This window comes from uncultured Microscilla sp. (assembly GCF_947493425.1).
Lineage (GTDB): Bacteria > Bacteroidota > Bacteroidia > Cytophagales > Microscillaceae > Microscilla.
The window spans coordinates 1-21,471 of the sequence record NZ_CANLRP010000059.1 but is presented as its reverse complement, the minus strand read 5'-3'; the positions used below and the strand labels follow the sequence as shown (position 1 = coordinate 21,471).

Below are 21,471 nucleotides of genomic sequence, written 5' to 3'. Positions count from 1 at the left end.
CAGCAGTAAAAACATCAATTTATTCAAAACGTTGATACACTACTACCTGCTCATTTTCCAAAAACACCTGATACCTCCTCTTTGGCAACTTTCTGCCTAAAGGCTTTTTTAATATCAACCAATCATACTTTACTTGAGGCTTGTATTTTGTATCAATGGAGTGTTCTTGGGCAACGTGTAAGCCTGTATACTGCAAATATATCCAATAAGTATCGTGTTGTACAAACACCTTTTGCAGAGTTGGTATTGATGCTATTTTTTTGGCAACTTGAATATAAGGGTAACTTTTGGAGGGCATTTGAGCAAATAAGCAGCTTGTGTGTACGACAAAAAATAAGCAAATACCACCTAACAATGTACTGATGAAGTAGCTTTTGATACGAGGCATAGCTTTGCCCAAGAGCAAAGCAACGGTATATGCTAGTGGCAACCAAAGCCACAACCAAACCCTTTGGGGAGGCAATACCCTTTGTAGGGCAATTATCAACACAGGAATTGCCACACAAAATAAAGCAAATTTGCCTGCCTTGCGGCGAAATATAAAAATAAGCAGCACACCAAACCCATACACAAAGCCCAACCATTGCCCCCAGGGGTCACCAAACAAAGTATTGCCCCAGTCTGCCAAATAAGTGGGGAATTGTTGCCTCCATGCAGCCAAACTCAAAGGTTTGACCCAACCATTGCTTACCAAGGCATCGAGCCCATTTGCCAATACAATAGGGCTATATAGTAGGCAAGTAAGCCCCGTTACAATGCATAAGTCGATTGCCCATAACTTCAACAACTTTTTATCTTGCTGCCATAACTTCAGGCTGTGGTATGCTACCAATGCAGCAAATGGGTACAAAAAGGTAGGCACAGTATAAAAACCCAATACACTGCTCACAATAAATACCAGCCGATGTTGGGGTTGGTAGTTGATGGAAAGCATGCTACGAAAAGCCAGCAAAATAAAAAGCAATTGCATACTATAGCCCCGCCCCATCACGCTGTATACACTTATGGGAGATAAAAAATTGCCCAGAGTGGCAAGTAAGCAAGCCCACTCGAAGCGAGTATGGGTGTATAACCATTGCCATACCCAATACCAAACCGCAAGGCCGGCAACAATAGAAGGCAGTCGGAGGGCAACAAGGGTAGGTAAAAAAAGGTGAAGCAATGCAGCAGTTTCAGAAAAAAAAACGTGGTTGTTAGGACCTGGATAATAAATGGCTGATACCCACACCCCCTTGTGTACCAGATGAATATAAGTAAAAGCTTCGTCGTATTGAAGAGGAAAAACTGTGGCGTAATACAGGCGGCTTGCCAAAACACCGCACAGGGTAATTATTAATATAATTTTTTGCGAAAGCGAACAAGTGATAAAGCTCTGTAAAGAAAAAGCAAGGGTAGTTTTGACAAGTGACCAAAAGCGTAGTAAAAGCAATGTACCCCGATGTCGCCAATAATATACTAAGCCCCAGGTGGCAAAAAGCAACCAACCAAGTATTCGAAAGCTGATAAATAAAGAAGGAGTGAAGTATTGGGTTCGGAGGGTGTCTATTTGCTGGGTTTTGTCAAGCACTTGGGCTACCCACAATGTTATGGTGTTATAATGATGAAACGAGAGCCATAAAGCGCCTCCCAACCAACCGAGCAAAAGAATAAACCATAGTCCGGTTACCACAAAAAAAGCCGGACGATATGCCCGGCTTTTTTTGTGATTATATAACTTATTATCAGCATTACTTGGCATAACTTACCGCGCGCATTTCTCTGATAACTGTAATTTTTATTTGTCCTGGATATTGCATGTCTTTTTCTATTTTTTGTGAAATATCATAAGACAAAATACTGGCGCGTTCATCGTTTACACTTTCTGCATCTACAATTACGCGAAGCTCTCTACCCGCCTGAATCGCATAACACTTGTTTACCCCGTCAAAAGACAAAGCAAGTGATTCTAATTCTTTCAAACGTTTGATGTAAGACTCCATCACCTCGCGACGTGCCCCTGGACGAGAGCCCGAAATAGCATCAGATGCCTGAATGATAGGAGAAATCAACGAAGTCATTTCAATCTCATCGTGGTGGGCACCAATGGCATTGCAAACCTCAGGGTGTTCTTTGTACTTTTTGGCAAGCTCCATCCCCAAAATAGCGTGAGGAATCTCCGACTCATCGGGGTATACTTTGCCTATATCGTGCAACAGCCCGGCGCGTTTGGCAAGTTTGGCGTTTAAACCCAGCTCGGCACACATGGTAGAAGCAATTTTTGCTACCTCGCGCGAGTGTTGCAATAGGTTTTGCCCATAAGACGAACGGAAACGCATACGTCCTACCAACTTGATAAGCTCAGGGTGCAACCCATGAATACCCAAATCAATGACAGTGCGTTCGCCAATTTCAATAATCTCTTCTTCAATATTTTTAGTAGTCTTTGCTACAATCTCTTCGATGCGTGCCGGGTGAATGCGTCCATCTTGTACCAAACGCTGCAGCGACAAACGCGCTACTTCACGGCGTACTGGGTCAAAGCCCGAAATAATGATTGCTTCAGGCGTATCATCTACAATAATCTCAACCCCAGTGGCAGACTCCAACGTGCGAATGTTGCGTCCTTCACGCCCAATAATTTTACCCTTGATATCGTCGCTGTCAATATGAAAAATAGATACACAGTTTTCTATGGCGTGCTCAGTAGCAGTACGTTGAATCGTTTCAATTACCACCTTTTTAGCATCTTTGGTAGCCGTTAGTTTAGCCTCTTCCAGTATATCTCTTATCTGAGAAGATGCCCTGCTTTGTGCTTCACTTTTCAAAGCTTCCATCAATTGTTCGCGTGCTTCTTCGGCGGTAAGTCCGGCAATCTTTTCCAGTTGCTCTACCTGAGACTGAAGCATTTTGTCGGCTTCTTTGCGCTTTTCTGCAATCACCTCTGTTTGTTCCATCAAACTCTCTTTGATCTTGTCAAGCTCTCCGTTTTTACGCTTGTTTTGTTCCATGAGCTTTGCCACGTTTTGTTCACGTTGCTTTATTTTTTGCTCATTACTAATGATCTGATTTTTTTTGCGATTGGCCTCATCTTCAAAGTCTGCTTTCAACTTCAGGAAATGTTCTTTAGCTTCCAGTATTTTATCTTTTTTGTTGCTTTCGGCTTCTTTAAGAACACCCTCCGCTTTTTGTTTAATCTCATCAGCAGCAAGGTTGGCTTGCTTAATGATGATTTGAGACTTGTCTGCACTTTCTTCTTCTTTTATTTTCAGGGTCTTTTTTAGCAAGGTTCTATCTATTCCTATACCAATTGGTATAGAAATAATAGCCGTAATGATTACGTAAATGATTGTCATATATATTTATCTGTTTAAAGATTGATAGATGAAACGTCCGTTTAAATATCACAATATTTACCAGGATTGGGGCAAGAAGGGGACTGTAGGGATGATACATAAGGCATTTGTGAAAACAGCACCTTAAACACATCACCTAAAGAGTAGGGTGAAGGGGGTAGAAAGAGGGCTAAAAACAAAAAGGTATTTGAAACACTTATGCCTTTGTTTGACGCAAGTGTATGGTGTTTCTTATGTAAACGTTAATCGGAATTTAATGTAGAGTCTATGAGGCTACTCCAAAAATCTATCTTTTTGGTGACCAAACTGTCCATATCCTCGCTTTCTTCATTAAGCGTTAAACTCTCAACTGCATAATCCAGGGCTACCATTGCCAACAGGTCTTGTCGGTTGTCAATGCCAAACTCTTTGCGATATGCCTTTACTTTTTCGTTGATCATTTTAGCTGCCATGCGCAGTCTACTTTCTGTGTCACTGTCAGTCTGCATGGGGTAGTCCCTATCTGCCAGTTTAAGTTTTATAGAAAGCGATTGCTTCATGAAACATTCAAATTTAATTGATTAAATAAGTTTATATATAGTCACCACACCTCACTTACACTATACAAAAACCTGTGTAAATGAAAGTATTGTTTTATTTTCAAATTAGCTTATTATCTCTATCCATCTAGCGACTCATAAGTGCTATGCACTTGTCAATCTCTTCAATATACTCATCCAGCCTTTTTTTCAATCCATTGGTATCTTCAGTACCAGTCAATATTGAGGCAACAAGTTTAGTGAAATTTTCTTGATTTTGAAAATTATCCAGTTCTTCTTTTTGCTTCCTTACAGTGGCCTTTAAGTTGATGTTTTCTTCCACTACCCGCTCCATTTCTTTTTTGAGTGTAGTGGTTTTTACAATCAGTTTTTGCATTTTTCGCTCGAACAAATCCAAGCGTTTTTTAAGTTCTTGTTCTTCCATAGGAATGGTGGAAAAATAAAGGTCTATAGTTTAAGAAAATATTTTTTGGTCAGGCGAGGCAGAGCAATATCCAGTAAATATTGAGCCCACTTGCACGACGGAAGCATAGTCAAAGCTATGATAGTTTCTTACAGGCTAAATTTTAACGAAGTGTGTCCAGTAAAGCTGTAAGCCCCGATATAAGGGGAGAACACTTAAAAATATAAATTTATTTTGATACCATTCCATAAAAGATAGTTTCAAGCTATTGTTAATTGGCAGGTGGCAAGCAATAAAGCTACAGGTAGAAAACACCTGTAGCTTTTAGCCTCACCTGGCAGTATCTTGAGATCCGAACCTTGCCTCTACTCTCTTATTACAGCCGCCAATTGGTGTTCAAAAGCGCCCCGTAATTTTTTCATTGTTTTGTCAATGGCTTTATCGTTCAATGTCTTCTTATTGTCTTGCAAAATAAAACGCAAGGCATACGCTTTTTTGCCTTCTGGGATACTCTTGCCTACATATACGTCAAATACATTGACCGATTTGAGCAAGTTACGCTCGGTTTTTTCGGCAATTTTTTTAATCTCCAGAAAGCTTACCCCTTCATCAAGCACCAACGACAAATCTCTTTGTACCTCTGGAAACTTAGGAATTTCTTCAAAAGATACCTTCTCGTTATAAAGCTTAAGCAATTGTTCCCAATAAATTTCAGCATAGAAAACATCTTGCTCTATAGAGTTCATTTGCAATATTTTATCGCTCACCATTCCTGCTTGAGCAATCACCTTATTTTTATAAGTATAATTTACTCCAAAACTAAAAATGTTACTTTCTATATTTTCATTTTCTACGTTGGTCAAGCCAAACTTCTGGCAAACCCAGGCAATGGCGGTAGCAAGCGAATGAAACTGACTTTGTTTGCTGGCTGTCATCCAAGATTCCGCCTGCTCGTTACCCGTCACAAACACACTCATTTGGCGGGCTTCCTGATATTGTCCATCGGTTTTATGATAGATTTTACCAAACTCAAACAACTTCAGGTCTTTTTGCTTGCGGTTAATGTTATGGTTGATGACCTCCAGGCCTGAAAAAAGCAACGTTTGACGCATTACTTCCAGCTCTTCGCTCAGTTTATTCAAAATGACCACATCGTTTTCAGCGTTCAACTGATCTACTGCGGCTGCATAGGCAGGCTTGGTCAATGAATTGTTGATCATCTCACTAAAACCATTTGCGGCAAGCGTTTGCGTAATATTTTGCTGTAGTTTGTTGCTGTCTATTGCCGGGAAATTGGCAAGCGACTCTGCCCCTAAAAACTCAGAAATTTCAATGTTGTTGTAGCCATAAATACGCAAAATCTCTTCAATTACATCCGCCTCACGCTGTACATCTATGCGGTAAGGAGGCACAATTGCCACAAAGCCTTCTTCGGTTTCTTGGGTTACCTCAATGTCAAGGTTGTTCAAAATAGTTTTGATCTGCTCCTTGTCCAGTTTTTTACCAATCAAGCGGTCTACGTGGACATACTTTACCTTTACCTCAAAGTTGCCTATAGGCTCAGGGTAAATGTCTACAACCTCAGAAGAAATAGTACCGCCTGCTATTTCTTTGATCAACAACGCGGCTCGCTTCAAGGCATAAATAGTCGCGTTAGGGTCTACCCCACGCTCGAAACGAAAAGCTGCATCGGTTTTGAGCGTATGTTTTTGTGAGGTACGACGTACATAAGCAGGAGCAAAATAAGCACTTTCGAGAAAAATGTCTGTAGTACTTTCTTTTACGCCCGATTTGATGCCTCCAAATACCCCGGCTATACACATCCCTTTGCCCTCACCATCACAAATCATCAAATCTTTGTCCAACAACTTACGTTCGGTTTCGTCAAGCGTAATAAATGGAGTACCTTCTGGCAAAGTTTTTACAATTACCTTGTTGCCAGCAACTTCGGCAAGATCGAAAGCGTGCAGTGGCTGCCCGGTTTCGTGGAGCACAAAGTTGGTAATGTCTACAATATTGTTAATCGGCGACAAGCCAATAGATTTCAAGCGGTGTTGGAGCCAGCCGGGTGATGCGGCCACTTTTACTCCCGATAGAGTAACCCCGGCATAACGAGGGCAAGCCTCGGTGTTTTCTACTACCACTTCTACCGGATTGGTTGGATTGTCTACCTTAAAGTCTTCTACTGAAGGCTTGCACATAGCACGATCAAACGCGGCTTTAAGATCACGCGCGGTACCAATGTGTGAAGCCCCATCTACCCGGTTAGGGGTAAGTCCAATTTCAAAAACGTACTCAGTCTCCATTCCCAAAGCCTTGGCAGCAGGCGTACCATTGGGCAAGTCGGTGTCAAGCACCATAATACCGTCGTGCTCTGTACCCAAACCTATTTCGTCTTCAGCACAAATCATCCCTTCTGATACCTCACCTCTTACTTTACTTTTCTTTATCTGAAATGAGTCACCATTGGTAGGATATAGCGTGGTTTTGGGCAAAGCCACCACTACTTTTTGTCCGGCGGCTACATTAGGCGCCCCACATACAATGGGGTAAGGTCGGTCTTGCCCTACGTCTACAGTTGTAATACTTAGTTTATCAGCATTGGGGTGCTTGGCGCAAGTCAACACCTCGCCTACAACCAACCCCGCTAGTCCACCTTCTACCTGGTGGTACTCTTCTATGCCTTCTACCTCAAGCCCGGTTTGGGTCAACACAGCTCCGATCTCCTCTATATCTTCGGGCAAATCTATATATTGCTTCAGCCAATTATATGCTATTTTCATAAACTATGGTATAATCTCGTTTTCTACTACTGAGCTGGGTTTGATGGTTTGATAATCAAGGAATTAATTACTTAAAAAAACCACTCAGATTACTTTCTCAGTTAAAATTATACACAAAAATAGATAATCAAAAAAAACAAGCAATGAATTCAATTTAAAATTGAGGAAACTGGGAAATATAGCAGACCTGCCTAAAAACAAACGAGACGCCAATTGTTTAATAATCTAAGACTTGGCCATCCCCTTTGAAACCATATTTTACATTGCATAGTTATTTTAGTATATTTATAAATAGCAACCCTTTACCTTGAAACTAAAAAATTATGTTAGGACATAGATTTACCCAATATACCCCACCAGAACTCAAGCAAGCAGCTGACTTTGACCGATTGCTCGATATTTTTATGCAGCTGGTTACCATGACTTCGGGCGATGTGTCGGAAGCATTGCAGTGGCTCAACAACCTTGACCAGCAACACCACTTGACCAGCGATGAGTATGGGATTGGGGATTTTATAGAAGACCTCAAGAAAAAAGGCTACATTAAAGAAGAAGAAGGAGGCACAGGCAAAGTAGTAATGACTGCCAAGAGTGAGATTTCTATTCGTAGGAGTGCCCTCGAAGAGGTTTTTGGCAAATTGAAGCGTTCGCGTGGTGCTGGCAACCACCACACCAATTATTCGGGCAAGGGCGACGAACGGGGCACCGACCGTCGGGCTTTTCAGTTTGGCGACGGGCTCGAAAATATTTCCATGACCGACTCGCTACGCAATGCTCAGATCAACCACGGAATCGGCGATTTTACTTTGTTGGAAAACGACCTGGAGGTGGTTGAAAGCGAGTTTAAGTCGCAAACTTCTACAGTGTTGATGATTGACATTTCGCACTCGATGATTCTCTATGGTGAAGACCGCATTACGCCTGCCAAAAAGGTGGCAATGGCGCTTGCTGAACTTATTACCACCCGTTACCCAAAAGACACCCTCGATATTATTGTGTTTGGTAATGATGCTTGGCAAATCAAGATCAAAGATTTGCCCTATCTGGAAGTAGGGCCATACCATACCAACACTATAGCCGGGCTCGAACTGGCGATGGATATTTTGCGCCGACGTAAGAATCAAAACAAACAAATTTTTATGATTACCGATGGTAAACCTACTTGTATGAAGCAGGGCATTCGTTATTATAAAAATAGCTTTGGGCTTGACCGCAAGATTTTGAGCAAAACCCTGAACCTTGCCGTACAATGTCGACGGCTGAAAATTCCGGTAACTACTTTTATGATTGCGTCTGACCCTTACTTGCAAGATTTTGTACGTGAGTTTACCAAAACCAACAACGGCAAGGCTTACTATAGCAACCTGGAAAACCTGGGTAGCTTTATTTTTGAAGACTACCAACGCAATCGCCGTAAAAATGTATAAGAGTTGATTAAAAAAACAGTGAGATTATGACCGCCATTACACTAAAAAGCAAAGTATTGAGAATGACTGATGCCGAGTTTGAGGCTTTTTGCCTTGAGCAACGCGATTTGAAAATAGAGCGAAATTCTAATGGTGATATTTTAATTATGACTCCAACTTATTCTGATACCGGAAGGTATAACATTGAAATTTTGAGGCAACTGGCAAATTGGAATGTGGAAATGAGCCAAGGACAAGTGTTCGATTCGTCTACAGGGTTTACCTTGCCCAACAATGCGGTGCGTTCGCCCGATGCCAGCTGGATAGCCCAAAGTCGTTGGGATGCTTTGAGCGAAAAGCAACAAAAAAGTTTTGCGCCTATAGCACCCGATTTTGTGGTAGAGCTTAAGTCTGCCACTGATCACTTGCCTACTTTACAAGAAAAAATGCACGAATGGATAGGCAACGGGGTAAAGTTGGGGTGGTTGATTGATGTAGAAAGCCAAAACGTAGAAATTTATCAGGCAGATGGTTCCAGCCAAAAAATCCTTGACTTTGACCAGAACCTAAGCGGATCGCCTGTATTGCCCGGTTTTGTGCTTGAATTGCCTCGCTTAAAATTATAACGATAAAAAAACTTAAAAATATCAAGTACACTTTACAACCTCTGGGCTTTATATGTTTAGTTAAGGTATTTATAGCTTAACAGTAGTATTAAAACTTGTTGTAAATGTGTGTGCAAAAACCTCTCTTGCTTAAGGGAGGTTTTTTGTTTTTATACCCAAACAAAAGTGTTCTAGCCAAGAATTTGACCAGAACACTTGAGGGTTAGTACCTTATCCTCTAAGTAAATGCACTATTTATTTTGGATGAGATTTGTTCTCTGACGAACTTCAAAAATGGAGCATAGCCATAGCTACGCGATATTTTTTAAGTAAAGTCAGGGGGCAAAAATCGCCGAAATAATGTATCAGGTATTTAGAGGTTGAGGTACTAGTGATATAAATACTTGTAGCTTATAGCCAATTACTCTCCACTACTTATTATTACTCACTCTTTTTTTCTTCTTTCTTTTCGCCTTCTTTTTCCTTATTAGCGTGCTCTTTTTTCATGGTCTCATGATCTTTTTTCATAGTTTCATGCTCGCCCGCCATTTTTTCGTGGTCTTTTTTGGTATTGTTATGATCTTCTTCCATTTTTTTGTGCTCCTTTTCCATGGTAGCCTTGTCTACTTTACCCGAAGCATGGTTTTTCACCAATTCAGTGTGCTTATCTAATAAGTTTTTATGGGTTTCAACTAGTTTTTTATGGTCAGCAATCATTTTATCGTGCTGGGCTTCCATGGCTTGGTGAGCAGAGTCAGGAGTTTCTCCAGCCATTGCTTTATGGTCGGTTACCATCTGAGTATGAAGCTTTTCCATTTCAGCATGAGCAGTTTCCATGTCCTTATGCTCCTTTTCCATAGTTTCATGGGCCGTTACCATTGCTTTATGCTCTTCTGTTTCGGCTGGATTGCTGCCACCACAAGAAAATAATGTTACACTTAAGCTAAGTGCAAGGATAAAGTTAAAAATTTTCATTTTTTTTTTAAGATTTAAAGTGTTAATATATGACTAGAACTTTACCTGCTTTTTTAAAGCCAGGTAGTATCACAAGTCAATTGCAAGATTGAAGATTAGCGCCGAAATATCCAAGATATTTCGGCAAAAAGTGACTGCTTATGATAATTTTATATCAACCAACCAGGTTGTTCTGTACATAACTCAAAAACTCTTGGCGTACTTCTTTATCTTTAAATTTTCCACCATATTCAGCCGTTACAGTGCTACTTTCAGTATCTTGAATGCCCCGCGATGCCACACATAAATGTTTGCTTTCTATCACTATTGCCACATCCTCTGTATCAAGCACGCGTTTTAGCTCCTCAAATATTTGGCGGGAAAGACGTTCTTGCACCTGTGGGCGGCGCGCAAAATAATCTACTATCCGGTTTATTTTAGATAATCCTATCACTTTATCGTTGGCAATGTAGCCTACGTGGGCTTTGCCTATAATCGGTAAAAAGTGGTGCTCACAAGACGAATACAGAGAGATATTTTTTTCTACCAACATTTCTCCGTATTGATACTTGTTTTCAAATACTTTCAAGTCAGGCTTGTTGTGTGGAGCTAAGCCTTTAAAGATCTCTTTGACATACATCTTTGCTACCCTATAGGGCGTGCCTTTCAAGCTATCATCGTTCAAATCCAGCCCTAAAGTGTGCATAATTTTCCCAAAGTACTCTTCTATAAGCCGTATTTTGGTTTGATCATCCAGCAAAAAGGCATCTTCACGTAGGGGCGTGTCATAAGAACCTGTAATATGTAAATCTCCTATTTCGTCAGCATCAAGTTTATTAAGCTTTTCTTGTATCATTTCAATTTATTTAATGAATTAATTCCAAATTTTATGCAATATTACTACATTTGCAACAATGTTGCATTTAAAATCCATGGAATGATTACTAAAAACCTGGCGAAAGACCACTTTTTGTACACAAAAAACTGGGACACACTGACTGAAATACAAGCACCGCATCGGAACCTGGCTATTTTGGAACGTACAATCTCGGTTGAGCTACAAAACTTCCTTTACTTGCTCCAAAAAGAAACACAAGTACCTGTAATTCAGGAAACTTTGCCAGTAAATCGCCTCAAACAGATTTTGAATAACTACCTGCAACAGTTTCGCATGCTTGACACAAGAGGCTATCAAGCGCTTATCGAAGATATATATCAATTAGTCTGGCAGTTTTCTCAACTTGTGCAGCAATCACATATCAAACTTTATTTTGCCAAAATAGAGACTTCTATGTGTCGCCTGTTTCATACCGATGCCAATGAACTTCGCCTGCTTTGTACCTATTGGGGAGCTGGTACGCAATGGGTTGATAATGACAACATACACCCTCGTTTTTGTGGGGCAAGTTCAAACGCCGAACGAATCAAAGATTTGTCAAAGGTTTTAAGTGTCAAAACGTATGATGTGGCAATTTTGAAGGGTGCATTACACGACCACATTGCTACCAATGCCATTATGCACCGGAGCCCTCCACTCGACAAGAACCAATGTCGGTTATTACTTAGGTTAGATACCGAGGTTAATTTATAACCATTTATTTACCCAAGTACTTGACTTAGCCCATTTATAATTTTTTTTAGAATTCCAAAAGATATGAAAAAACTTCCAGTAACTGTATTAAGCGGTTTTTTAGGAGCAGGAAAAACCACCCTTTTGAACCACGTTTTGCATAATAAGCAGGGCTTGAGGGTAGCGGTGATAGTAAACGATATGAGTGAAGTAAATGTAGATGCCCGCTTGGTAAAAGAAGGGAATACACTTTCGCGCACTGAAGAAAAGTTAGTAGAAATGAGTAATGGCTGCATTTGTTGTACCCTTAGAGAGGACTTGATTGATGAGGTAGGCAAATTGGCGCAAGAAAACCGCTTTGACTATTTATTGATAGAAAGCACCGGAATCTCAGAACCACTCCCAGTTGCCCAGAGTTTTTTCTTCGACAGTCCTGAGCTTGCCCTAAACCTCTCAGATGTGAGTCGACTTGACACCTTGGTAACGGTAGTAGATGCCTATAACTTTGCCAGGGACTTTAGCTCTAGCGATACCATACTAGATCGTGAAATGAACGATGATGAAGCCGATAATCGTACCATTGTAAACCTGCTGACTGACCAACTCGAGTTTGCCAATGTGATTCTCCTCAATAAGGTAGATTTGGTGACTAAAGAACAGTTAGGCGCACTTAAGGCGATCATTCAGAAATTTAACCCTACCGCCCGCATTATAGAAAGTACCTTCGGAAAAGTGGAGCTAAGTACCATACTTGACACCCAACTCTTTGATTTTGAAAGTACCTCACAGTCTGCTGGGTGGATACAAGAGCTACAACAAACACATACCCCCGAAACCGAAGAGTATGGCATTGGGTCTTTTGTGTTTCAAGCCAAGCGTCCTTTTCATCCCGAAAGGTTTTGGGCATACCTTACCAAGGAGTTTCCAACTACAGTTATTCGTAGTAAAGGCTTATTTTGGTTGGCGTCGCGCCCCGATGATGCACTGAACTGGTCACAGGCAGGTGCTTCGCTCAGGGCAGAAAAAGCTGGTGTATGGTGGGCAAGTGTTCCTTTACACGAAAGGTTACAATACCCAGATTATGCCGATACGCAGGCTTTTTTAGAAGATAAATGGGATGATGATTTTGGTGATCGCTTAAATGAAATGGTATTTATTGGTCAAGACATGGACAAAACAGCCATTGTTGATGCTTTGAACCAATGTTTGTGTACTTATGAAGAAACTGCTGCTGTATGGGACCAAATACATTTTGCTGATCCATTTCCACAATGGTAAATACTTGATGTATGAAATATGAAAGCTGTAGTTAGTCTTAGGGCTTGTTTAATTCATTGGCCTTTGGACAAGATACAAACTAATAAATGATGTAGTAGTTTAAACAATTTATGAAGAAGTAAATAACCGTTATGAACCCTAAGCATTGGTTATACATTTTACCTATCTCTTTGGTGGTAGTACTCATTATTATCAATTTTACCCGTGTTTCAGTAAGCCAGGAAGTTTTGGCATACACCCCTGCTAAGAAAGAAGTGGCAAGTAAGGCAGAAAAAACACGTACACTGCCAGGTAAGCCAGTCATAGACACGGTTAAACTAACTGATACTGCCCGAACTGTAGGTCAACGCTTGCCAGAAGACACCTTATGGCAAGCCTTCAAACCCAAGTTGAAGGCTGGAATTTGGAAAGCTTTTTTTGATATTCAATATGAGCACAAAGGAGTATATGGTTATTACCCTAAGTTTACTGCCAAACATAGAAAGTATCATAATCAAGTAGTGGAGATAAGTGGCTATATGTATCCATTGACAGAAGATAGAAAACAAACATTTTTTATGCTCTCATTTTTTCCCATTCAACAATGTTTTTTTTGTGGAGGAGCTGGTCCTGAGTCTATCGTAGAGGTAAACAGCCCCAAGGGTATACGGCTGAACAGTAAGCGTATCCGTTTAAAAGGCAAGTTAGTGTTGAATACTAAAAATCCAGAAAGGTTATTTTATATACTCAATGAGGCAGTCGAAATGTAACAAAACAAAGTATTTTTTGGTGGTTAAAACCTGTTTTTTAAACAAGCCCTAAACCTTTGATTTCTATGAAAAAAATTTTTATCGTATTGGGATTGGTGCTGGCAAGTGGGGCAAATATTGCTTTTTTTACCTATGATCAACTGTCTGACCTAGACGTAAGCAATAGCGATATTTGGCGTACCCTGATGAAAATAACCTGGGTAAAAAAGTATAATCCACAATACAATGACCAAATACTTTACCCCAAATTTAATAAGACTACGCTGTCGCTTGATAAGAAGATGATTACAGTGAGCGGATACCTAATTCCTACTGAAATGTACGACGGAGGAGGTAAGTTTTGGGTGTTGTCGGCACTGCCCTTCAAAAGCTGCTATTTTTGCGGAGGCGCAGGTCCCGAAAGTGTAATGGAAGTGTATACACAACGAAAACGTACGACTTTCGATTCAGGTAAAGTTACCTTTAGAGGACGTTTGCAGCTTAACCCTGATAATCCCGATCATTTAATATATATACTGAAAGAAGCCAAACAAGTATTCAAAAAATAAGTGTTCTGACGGGGGACAACTCTTAATTTGATAACAAAAGCCCGTTTCTACACTCATAATAATGAAAGCATTGACAGAAAAAAACTTGAAAATATGGAGTACACTTTACAGCCTCTGAGCTTTATATGTTTAGTTAAGGTATTGATACTTTAACGGTAGTATTAAAACTTGTTGTAAATGTGTGTGCAAAAACCTCCCTTGTTTAAGGGAGGTTTTTTGTTTTATAAGGAACTTGTTTAAGATGAATCGAGCCCGATAGGTAAAATTACCAATTTAAGAAAAACCACAAAAAATAGTATTACAAAAAAAACTTGTCTGCCTTTTTATAGTAAATACAATAACAAAGGTATTTAGAAAAACATTAGGCAAATATTGATTAAAAACAATGATTGATACTATAATTGAAAAAACTGAGGTAGAAGGTAAATCACCCACAAGTGTGGGCAAAATGTGGGCTTACTTTTCTGTGTGGATGGTAGTGATTGCATTAGGCGTTTTTTGTATGGCCAACTGCGATCGTGCTCCGGTAAATACTACTGCTACACAAAAGGTAAAAAAGAACGTGACCCGCACTACTGCTGCCGAAGATCAAAGGTTAGCTAAAAAATAATTAAAATACTCAAATCAACCATTCACCAAAAAAGCCATTGAAAAATTTTCAATGGCTTTTTTGGTGAGTTTTTATATAACAGGATTGAGTTCTACTTCTTTTTCTTCTTCTTTCTTTTGAGTGATTGAAAGAAGCGTGCCCAAGCAAATGGATTGAGTAGTGACAACGATGGAGCCATAAAACGATTGCCCATATTTACTGCATACTGATTGGTGTAATACTTATGGTTAGCCCCTGCATCCATTCCCATATTAATGGCCATTTTGGTCAATATTTGCTGGCTTAAGTTTTTCCTAAGCGTTTGCATTACTTCTTCGTCTGGCAACTCAAGCGCTAATAGCCTTTCTTTAAATATCTCTTCGGTAGGATAAGGAAACACCTCTACTACATCAAGCATTTGGACATCTTCAGTCAACTCTATCACCACCGACATATTATCTGTTTTGTCGTAGGGTACCCTATAATAATGAGGTTTGAAACCTACCGAAGTAATGGCCACGCTATCGCCAGGCACTACCGACAAGCCAAAACTACCAATGACTGTACTGGTAGTACCTCTGCCTGCTTTGGGGATATACACGTGTGCCCCTGGTACAGGTTCGGCTTTTTTTCCGGTAATAATAACCCCCGAAAGAATAAGTGTTTGATTTTCTCCCTGTGCTTGTGCATTTTGGAAGGCAAACCAACAAATAGCAATTAGAATATATTGAGTGATTCTATAAATCTTCAAGGTTGTGTGGAGTTTAAAGTTTATTGAAAAATAATTACCTAAAGTTTAATCACTTGTATTTTCAAAAATACAAACGAAAGCCTAATAATAAAAATGCGAAATAGAGGTTTTACTGAATTAACGAAAAAAACAGATCAATTGTCTCATGACTGGAACTTAGCCGTTAAAATACTGTTAATTATAGTAACTCTAATTGTTACGTTAATAACAATTGTCACATTTTAGCGTAAATTTTAATAGATTCGCATATACACAAATATAAATCAATATGAAGACAAAATTGTTTAAACTGCTGGCAGTTGTCATAGTGGCAGGGTTGGCAATAGCAACTACGTTACCCAATACATCAGTCAAAAATAAAACCGCTAACAATGAGGTGGTATTTATTGATGCTAAAGGTAAAAAATTTGACGAAGTACTCAAGCAGTTCAAAGGCAAAGTAGTATACATAGACTTTTGGGCAACCTGGTGTGGACCTTGTCGGGGACAAATGCCCTATAGCCGCAAACTGCACGAAGAGTTTAAAGGCAAAGACATCGTATTTTTGTATGTTTCATTTGACAGAGGCGAAAAAGCCTGGAAAAGAGGGATTGAGAAAATGAAAATACAAGGGCATCACTGGAAGCCCGATCAAAAGCAAATAGGAGAAATCAACAAACGCTTCAAAGTGCAATACATTCCCCGTTATATGTTGGTAGGCAAAGATGGTAAATTACTTGCCGATGATTTTTACCGCCCAAGCAGTGCCAAAGCCAAAAAACTAATAGGCAAAGCCTTGGATATGTAAACATAAGCAGATTCGTATTATTGAAACAACGCCCTTGCTTTGAGAGAAGTAAGGGCGTTGTTTGGTTTGTACTAAAAAAACAGCAAGCTTACTATAATACCCAGCGTAAACGCCACTATCAGAACAAGCAGGTAGGCAATACCTATCAGTCCAATTTTGAGCAATGTTTTGATCCTGCTTTGTTGGTACACATTCCTAAAAGACTTGTAGGTGTATATAAACAACAGCAAAAAAGTAATGGGTAATATATAAACTACGCCTTGTGGGGAAAGTTCGAGAAATAGTATGCTAAAAGTAAAGATAAAGTAAGCAAAACTATGAATGTGTAGCGTAAAAATAATGTGTTCAACATAATACCTTTTACGGCGGATATACAAGAGTTTGAGCAGCAAAGCAAACAAGGGCAACACAAAAAACATGACAATGGGTAGCTTTTCTACAGCATAACTAATCAACTGTGCTCCACTGGCGTTACTCCAGCGAATAGTTTGGTGTACAATTAGCCGATTGATAGTAGTCCTCCTGATGTGGAGCGAGTCCATAATTGCTTTTTCTTTGAGCCCCAACGACGACAACTCGCCTACTCTCCGAATATGAATACCAAAAAACAATTGATCGGTTTCACCAAAACGTTGACGATCGCTTTGGCGGGTGCCACGAATAGAATCAAGGCGAGCCTCTATACCTGCCAACACTGTTGCTTGATTCGTTCTTTGTGGGTGATTTGTATAACGTTGTAGGCTGTCTTGGTAGAAGCGTTGCTTGGTTTTAAGTCGGAAAATTAGCTCAGTTCTTGTCGAATCTCTTATATACCGGGCAACCTTATCTTGTAGGGCTATGCTAGTTTCTTCATTAGTCGTTTTTTGCAATTTCTTACGATAAGAATTCAGTCTTTTGGCCAATCTTTTCTTGCGTTTCTGGTAAATCAATGAGTCCCTTTTTATCTTTTTGAGCGAGTCTCGGTACTGCTTTTGGGCATACATAGCCCTAAAACCCTGATGGATAGTCGCCAGGTATTGTGAATCGACAGGGACAAGTTTGTTTTTTTTGAGAGAGTCATCAATGGTTACTGGATTTATTTGATAGTTTTTATAGACCAGTTTGTTCAGCTCAATAGAATCTTTGGTTCGGCGGGCTTGGTCTGATATGGCAGAATTTTTAATCTTGCCTTTAAAGCTTTTCTGGTTGGTGAGTTTGTTTACTTCCAATGAAGAAACAAAAAAGTAAATAAAACTAAATACCAGGTAAATGCGGATAGGCTGAACAAAGTGTTTTCTTTTACCATTGACATATTCATTGGTCAATAACCCAGGCTTAAACAAAAAAGGAAAGATGCTACGGTAAAACCGTGAGTCAACATCTAGTACATCGTTGAACGAATCGATCAAAAATAAACGAACCGACTTTACCTTTTGGTGATTTTCTTGCCCACACCTGGGGCAAAACTCGTCGGGCACTTCAAACACCAACCCACAATTGAGGCATTGGTCAGTCTTTCTTCTCTTCTTCATTTTTTATTTCCTGATTATATATTATTGTGATAGTAGGGGGTTGAATGGCCTAAACAAGCTTTAAATACTGTATAAAGGCGCAAATATACATACTGCTTAATTTTACACCTAATTTTTTTATGAAATTATGTATAACTTAGTACTTTGCATTAAACAGTACTATGCTATATTGTACGAATATGTAGCAACATAAGTTCAGGTCAAACTATTGTTGGAGGCAATGTTGAATCTTATGGTGTGCTTTGAAGTCGTTTCACTGAGACCAACGCCGAAAATCTTTTTTCAGCGTGGAACCATCTTGATCAGTCCTGCTTGTCAAATATGGCTATTCCTTAGGGTAATTTTTTCTTAAAATCTATTGTGAGGCAGTATCAGAGGTCAACCCATCACCCCCTCCCCTACTTATCTACCTTTCTTATTTTCAGGGATTTACACCTCAAATACAACCAAAACCAAACATTGTACTTTATTTTAACAAAAACACCATATTTTTCTCTTTCATTTTAAAACTTTTTAATAGGTTAACCCCGTCTAATATATAAATACCTACCCACACGCATTTCAATAAGAAAATAATCTGCACAATATTCAATAATGAATAATGAACACTATATCACTATAGGTAAAGACATCGCTCATGATAACACCCCAAAATACGATCAATACGAGATCAGGCAATAAAATTGGCTTGATTGCCTGCTTTATAACTCTTTTGCTTTTGATGCAAACGCAAACTTATGCCAAAACACCCCACAACGTAGCCGCTGTAAGGTTGCCCATGAAAATGGTGGGAGAACATATTTTTATCAAACTAAAGGTAGGAAACTCGCAACACCTCAATTTTATATTTGACACGGGTGCTGGAGGCACGGTGATTAACTTGCGCACCGCCAAAAACTTAAAGTTGATGCCCAGTGGTTTTACACCAGTAAAAAGTGCCCACAGCCAAGACTTCACCCCTTATTTTGCCAATAATGAATTAAAACTGGCGCATTTGAGTGTACCTGATGTACGCTTGTTGGGTTCGTCGCTCTCGCACCTTGAGGCACGCTCAGGCGCAGTCATTGACGGCATTGTTGGTTTTGCTATTCTCAAAAAATACATTGTACGTATCAATCACGATGCGCATCAACTAGAACTCTACAACAAAGCCCAGTATCAGTTTCCTAAAAATGCCAAGGCCTATGACGTAAGTTGGTGGTTTCCGGTGCCTAGTATCAAAGCAAGCATTACGCTCGACAACGGTGAAAAGGTGACTGGATCGTTTTTGATAGATACCGGGGCAAGTACTTCGTTGATATTGACTACTCCTTTTGTAAACCGTCATCAATTACTCAAGAAGTTCAACAAAAAATTAAAGCATAGCTCCCAAGGCTTGACTAGTTCTAAGGTAACCGACTTCAAGGCACGCCTAAAAGGAATGAAAATAGGCGATTTTAACTTTAGCAATGTGCCCGTAAACCTCAGCCGTGCCAAGCGAGGCCTGCTTGCCTCCGACAAGATTGATGGCATTTTGGGCAATGCTATTTTAAAGCGTTTTAACCTGATTTTGGATTACTCGAACCAAAAACTGATTTTAGAGCCTAATCGTTACTTTAAACAAGCTTTTAAGGTAAACTCATCGGGTATAAGAATTAAGCTTACACTCAAAAAAGAATTTAAAGTAATGGAGATTTACAAAAACTCTCCCGCCGATAAAGCAGGGCTATTGCCCGAAGACGAACTGTTGGCAATCAATGGTATGTCTACCAAAAAACTGACCATGACCCGCATTATTCAGTTATTCAGAGAACACGGCAATGTGGTCTATCTCACGGTAAAAAGAGAAGGGAAAATCAAAAAATTTGCGATGAAACTGCAATCACTTATTTAGGCGAGTGACAAATTTTGGGCACTCCTCTTTCAACTACTTCGCCAAAGCATTGATTTAAGATATATACTTATGGATACTTAACTCAAATTTAAAATAAAAATAGGTGGTCACCTTTACTACCCTTAGCGTAAGGCAATGCCTTGCGCTTTTTTTTACCCATGACCTTCCTTTTCGTCGTATAAATATAGAAATATAAGTTTGATCATAACCTTTGCAAAGACAATGAACCACACCCCACAAGAACAAAAAGCCCAAAAGCTATGGGCAAAGTATGAGTGCCAGAACGAAGGTGAGTTTTGGGAAAGATATGACTCTTTGGTTAGGGAAGCCAATACTACTGAACTACCCACCTATATTACCCAGCAAAAGATACCCGTAACTCAACCTTCGGCTTCAGCCTCAGTTCAAAAATCACCTGTTTACAGTAATTTGGGTGAACGTTATCTCGCGACAGTTACCATGTCTGGGTTAGTTGCTATATTGGTATTCAGCAATACAAATGTTCCAGAGTGGGGCGGGATATTTTTTGGGGTTTGGCTTGTTTTTTTACTCTTCGCACTATCTAAGATTTTCAACTACCCTTCATTTCGTATTACCCCTTCAAAACTTATTGTATACAAAGCATTTAATCAAGAGGAGATCCAATGGTCTAAAATAGACCACATTGTAAAGCAAGAAGAAATTATGACTGAAGAGGGCAACTCATTTACCCGCTATTTTTTAATCATTAACACCTATTACCGAGGTGAGTATAAGGTTTTCACCTATAACTATGGCTTATCGGGCAATATTCACTCGAAATTCTTTGAACACTTACGTCAATATTTACCCAATGTGCGTGAAAAAAAGGCAGAGCAACAGCCTTAAGCTTAGCCCTTGTTTAATTTTTTTAAATTAATGTCCAAAGTGTTAATATGAACCACACCCCACAAGAACAAAAAGCCCAAAAACTATGGACGAAGTATAAGCAACAAAACGAAGGTAAGTTTTGGAAAGAGTATGACAGGTTGTTGTACAAGGTCCAACATACCCCTGCGCCTACCAACAAAAAAAGAAAAACAACGCATTTAGCCTCTACTCAAACAAAAAAGAAGATTTTCCACACTGATTTTGGGTTGTTTGTAGCACTATGTCTGGTAACTTTGTTGGCTGCTTTTTTGATATATGTCCTTGTCGCAGGCAATACCAATGAAACCAGCACAGGTACTTTTATGGTGACAATGTTGTATGTAGGTTTTGCTTCTTTTGTCATTAACGCATTGAGTAGCGCTTACTCTTTTGAAGTTACATCTACCCATTTGCAAGTATACCAAGCGGTGTTTGTCAAAAAAGAGAAAATACCTTGGCAAACAATAGATAGCGTAAAAATGAAAAAGACTACTACTACTGACGAACAAGGTCAACAAACCCATCACTATCAACTACAAGTATTTACCTTACAAAATATAGTACATACCTACGACTATGCCCTATCGCAAGCCAAACACTGGGAAATTATTGATTATTTGCGCCAACATGTAAAAACGGTAGAAGAACTGGCTTATAAATAATCGCTTGCTGACCCACAGGCTGCTATGCATATTCATCCGAGTAAATCCAACCACACTCAACCCCTTGGCAACCTAAACAATGCCAACCCTAAAAACAGTAAACAACTCCTGTACGATCTTTAGGGCGTCAATGCGCTTTGTTCTCGCTTCACTAACACCAAAGCAAGGAAACGTTTTTTAGAGTTAAATTGGCTTGACCCTCCCTATAAATAACTTCCTGTGAAGGTCTTACCGAAGGGTGAC

21 protein-coding genes are annotated in these 21,471 nt (G+C 39.6%); 11 read left to right on the top strand and 10 right to left on the bottom strand.

Translation table 11 applies throughout. The features are described from left to right. Window positions 1-19: 19 nt before the first annotated feature. The 6 genes from Q0954_RS16235 to Q0954_RS35075 form a co-directional block, all read right to left on the bottom strand. Window positions 20-1,738 carry a hypothetical protein gene (locus Q0954_RS16235; protein WP_299458545.1) on the bottom strand — a complete coding sequence of 573 codons (1,719 nt, stop codon included), beginning with the start codon at window positions 1,736-1,738 and terminating at the stop codon, window positions 20-22. After that, window positions 1,728-3,332 carry a ribonuclease Y gene (gene rny, locus Q0954_RS16230; protein WP_299458544.1) on the bottom strand — a complete coding sequence of 535 codons (1,605 nt, stop codon included), beginning with the start codon at window positions 3,330-3,332 and terminating at the stop codon, window positions 1,728-1,730. Before rny ends, Q0954_RS16235 begins: the two co-directional genes overlap by 11 nt. Window positions 3,333-3,574: 242 nt before the next feature. Then, window positions 3,575-3,871: a cell division protein ZapA gene (locus Q0954_RS16225; RefSeq protein WP_299458543.1), complete on the bottom strand. Its 297-nt coding sequence runs from the start codon at window positions 3,869-3,871 to the stop codon at window positions 3,575-3,577. Between the two features lie 127 nt (window positions 3,872-3,998). Continuing rightward, a complete protein-coding gene (locus tag Q0954_RS16220; protein WP_299458542.1) occupies window positions 3,999-4,295 on the bottom strand; it encodes a hypothetical protein in 297 nt (98 codons plus the stop codon). A 344-nt stretch (window positions 4,296-4,639) separates the two neighbouring features. Next, window positions 4,640-7,057, bottom strand: coding sequence for a phenylalanine--tRNA ligase subunit beta (gene pheT, locus Q0954_RS16215; protein WP_299458541.1), 2,418 nt, complete (start codon window positions 7,055-7,057; stop codon window positions 4,640-4,642). A 775-nt stretch (window positions 7,058-7,832) separates the two neighbouring features. Further along, window positions 7,833-7,937 carry an F-box protein gene (locus tag Q0954_RS35075; RefSeq protein WP_366916749.1) on the bottom strand — a complete coding sequence of 35 codons (105 nt, stop codon included), beginning with the start codon at window positions 7,935-7,937 and terminating at the stop codon, window positions 7,833-7,835. On the opposite strand from Q0954_RS35075, the gene Q0954_RS35070 reads away from it, so the two are divergent. Beyond that, a complete protein-coding gene (locus tag Q0954_RS35070) occupies window positions 7,927-8,484 on the top strand; it encodes a hypothetical protein (protein WP_366916748.1) in 558 nt (185 codons plus the stop codon). The two genes, Q0954_RS35075 and Q0954_RS35070, sit on opposite strands and share 11 nt — an antisense overlap. Before the next feature lie 26 nt (window positions 8,485-8,510). Beyond that, window positions 8,511-9,089, top strand: coding sequence for a Uma2 family endonuclease (locus Q0954_RS16205; RefSeq protein WP_299458539.1), 579 nt, complete (start codon window positions 8,511-8,513; stop codon window positions 9,087-9,089). A 420-nt stretch (window positions 9,090-9,509) separates the two neighbouring features. Here Q0954_RS16205 and Q0954_RS16200 read toward each other — a convergent pair whose 3' ends face one another. Together Q0954_RS16200 and folE are read right to left on the bottom strand one after the other, a co-directional pair. Beyond that, window positions 9,510-10,043: a hypothetical protein gene (locus Q0954_RS16200; RefSeq protein ID WP_299458538.1), complete on the bottom strand. Its 534-nt coding sequence runs from the start codon at window positions 10,041-10,043 to the stop codon at window positions 9,510-9,512. Window positions 10,044-10,197: 154 nt separating this feature from the next. Continuing rightward, complete coding sequence (gene folE, locus Q0954_RS16195) at window positions 10,198-10,878, bottom strand: GTP cyclohydrolase I FolE (protein WP_299458537.1); 681 nt, start codon at window positions 10,876-10,878, stop codon at window positions 10,198-10,200. A gap of 81 nt (window positions 10,879-10,959) precedes the next feature. Here folE and Q0954_RS16190 point away from each other — a divergent pair, with 81 nt between their 5' ends. The 5 genes from Q0954_RS16190 (at window position 10,960) to Q0954_RS16170 (ending at window position 14,777) form a co-directional block, all read left to right on the top strand. After that, a complete protein-coding gene (locus Q0954_RS16190; RefSeq protein ID WP_299458536.1) occupies window positions 10,960-11,613 on the top strand; it encodes a DUF1826 domain-containing protein in 654 nt (217 codons plus the stop codon). A 63-nt stretch (window positions 11,614-11,676) separates the two neighbouring features. Next, window positions 11,677-12,870 (top strand): GTP-binding protein, encoded by a 1,194-nt coding sequence (locus Q0954_RS16185; RefSeq protein WP_299458535.1) that lies wholly within the window; start codon window positions 11,677-11,679, stop codon window positions 12,868-12,870. Window positions 12,871-13,001: 131 nt separating this feature from the next. Then, complete coding sequence (locus Q0954_RS16180) at window positions 13,002-13,619, top strand: hypothetical protein (protein WP_299458534.1); 618 nt, start codon at window positions 13,002-13,004, stop codon at window positions 13,617-13,619. 65 nt (window positions 13,620-13,684) lie between these two features. Then, the gene (locus Q0954_RS16175) at window positions 13,685-14,167 is read left to right on the top strand and encodes a hypothetical protein (RefSeq protein ID WP_299458533.1); all 483 of its coding nucleotides are present in this window, start codon (window positions 13,685-13,687) and stop codon (window positions 14,165-14,167) included. A 385-nt stretch (window positions 14,168-14,552) separates the two neighbouring features. Continuing rightward, window positions 14,553-14,777, top strand: coding sequence for a hypothetical protein (locus Q0954_RS16170; RefSeq protein WP_299458532.1), 225 nt, complete (start codon window positions 14,553-14,555; stop codon window positions 14,775-14,777). A 91-nt stretch (window positions 14,778-14,868) separates the two neighbouring features. Here Q0954_RS16170 and Q0954_RS16165 read toward each other — a convergent pair whose 3' ends face one another. After that, on the bottom strand, window positions 14,869-15,507 hold the full coding sequence (locus tag Q0954_RS16165; RefSeq protein ID WP_299458531.1) for a carboxypeptidase-like regulatory domain-containing protein: 639 nt from the start codon (window positions 15,505-15,507) through the stop codon (window positions 14,869-14,871). Between the two features lie 268 nt (window positions 15,508-15,775). Here Q0954_RS16165 and Q0954_RS16160 point away from each other — a divergent pair, with 268 nt between their 5' ends. After that, the gene (locus Q0954_RS16160; RefSeq protein WP_299458530.1) at window positions 15,776-16,294 is read left to right on the top strand and encodes a TlpA disulfide reductase family protein; all 519 of its coding nucleotides are present in this window, start codon (window positions 15,776-15,778) and stop codon (window positions 16,292-16,294) included. A 71-nt stretch (window positions 16,295-16,365) separates the two neighbouring features. Here the strand turns inward: Q0954_RS16160 and Q0954_RS16155 are convergent, their stop codons facing one another. Then, window positions 16,366-17,805 (bottom strand): DUF3667 domain-containing protein, encoded by a 1,440-nt coding sequence (locus Q0954_RS16155; protein WP_299458529.1) that lies wholly within the window; start codon window positions 17,803-17,805, stop codon window positions 16,366-16,368. Window positions 17,806-18,526: 721 nt separating this feature from the next. Between Q0954_RS16155 and Q0954_RS16150 the strand changes: the two genes are divergently transcribed. From Q0954_RS16150 to Q0954_RS16140, 3 genes are all read left to right on the top strand, one after another. Further along, window positions 18,527-19,678 carry an aspartyl protease family protein gene (locus Q0954_RS16150; RefSeq protein WP_299458528.1) on the top strand — a complete coding sequence of 384 codons (1,152 nt, stop codon included), beginning with the start codon at window positions 18,527-18,529 and terminating at the stop codon, window positions 19,676-19,678. A gap of 222 nt (window positions 19,679-19,900) precedes the next feature. Then, window positions 19,901-20,545, top strand: a complete 645-nt coding sequence (locus Q0954_RS16145; RefSeq protein ID WP_299458527.1) for a hypothetical protein — start codon at window positions 19,901-19,903, stop codon at window positions 20,543-20,545. 47 nt (window positions 20,546-20,592) lie between these two features. Further along, complete coding sequence (locus Q0954_RS16140) at window positions 20,593-21,228, top strand: hypothetical protein (RefSeq protein ID WP_299458526.1); 636 nt, start codon at window positions 20,593-20,595, stop codon at window positions 21,226-21,228. Window positions 21,229-21,471: the final 243 nt, after the last annotated feature.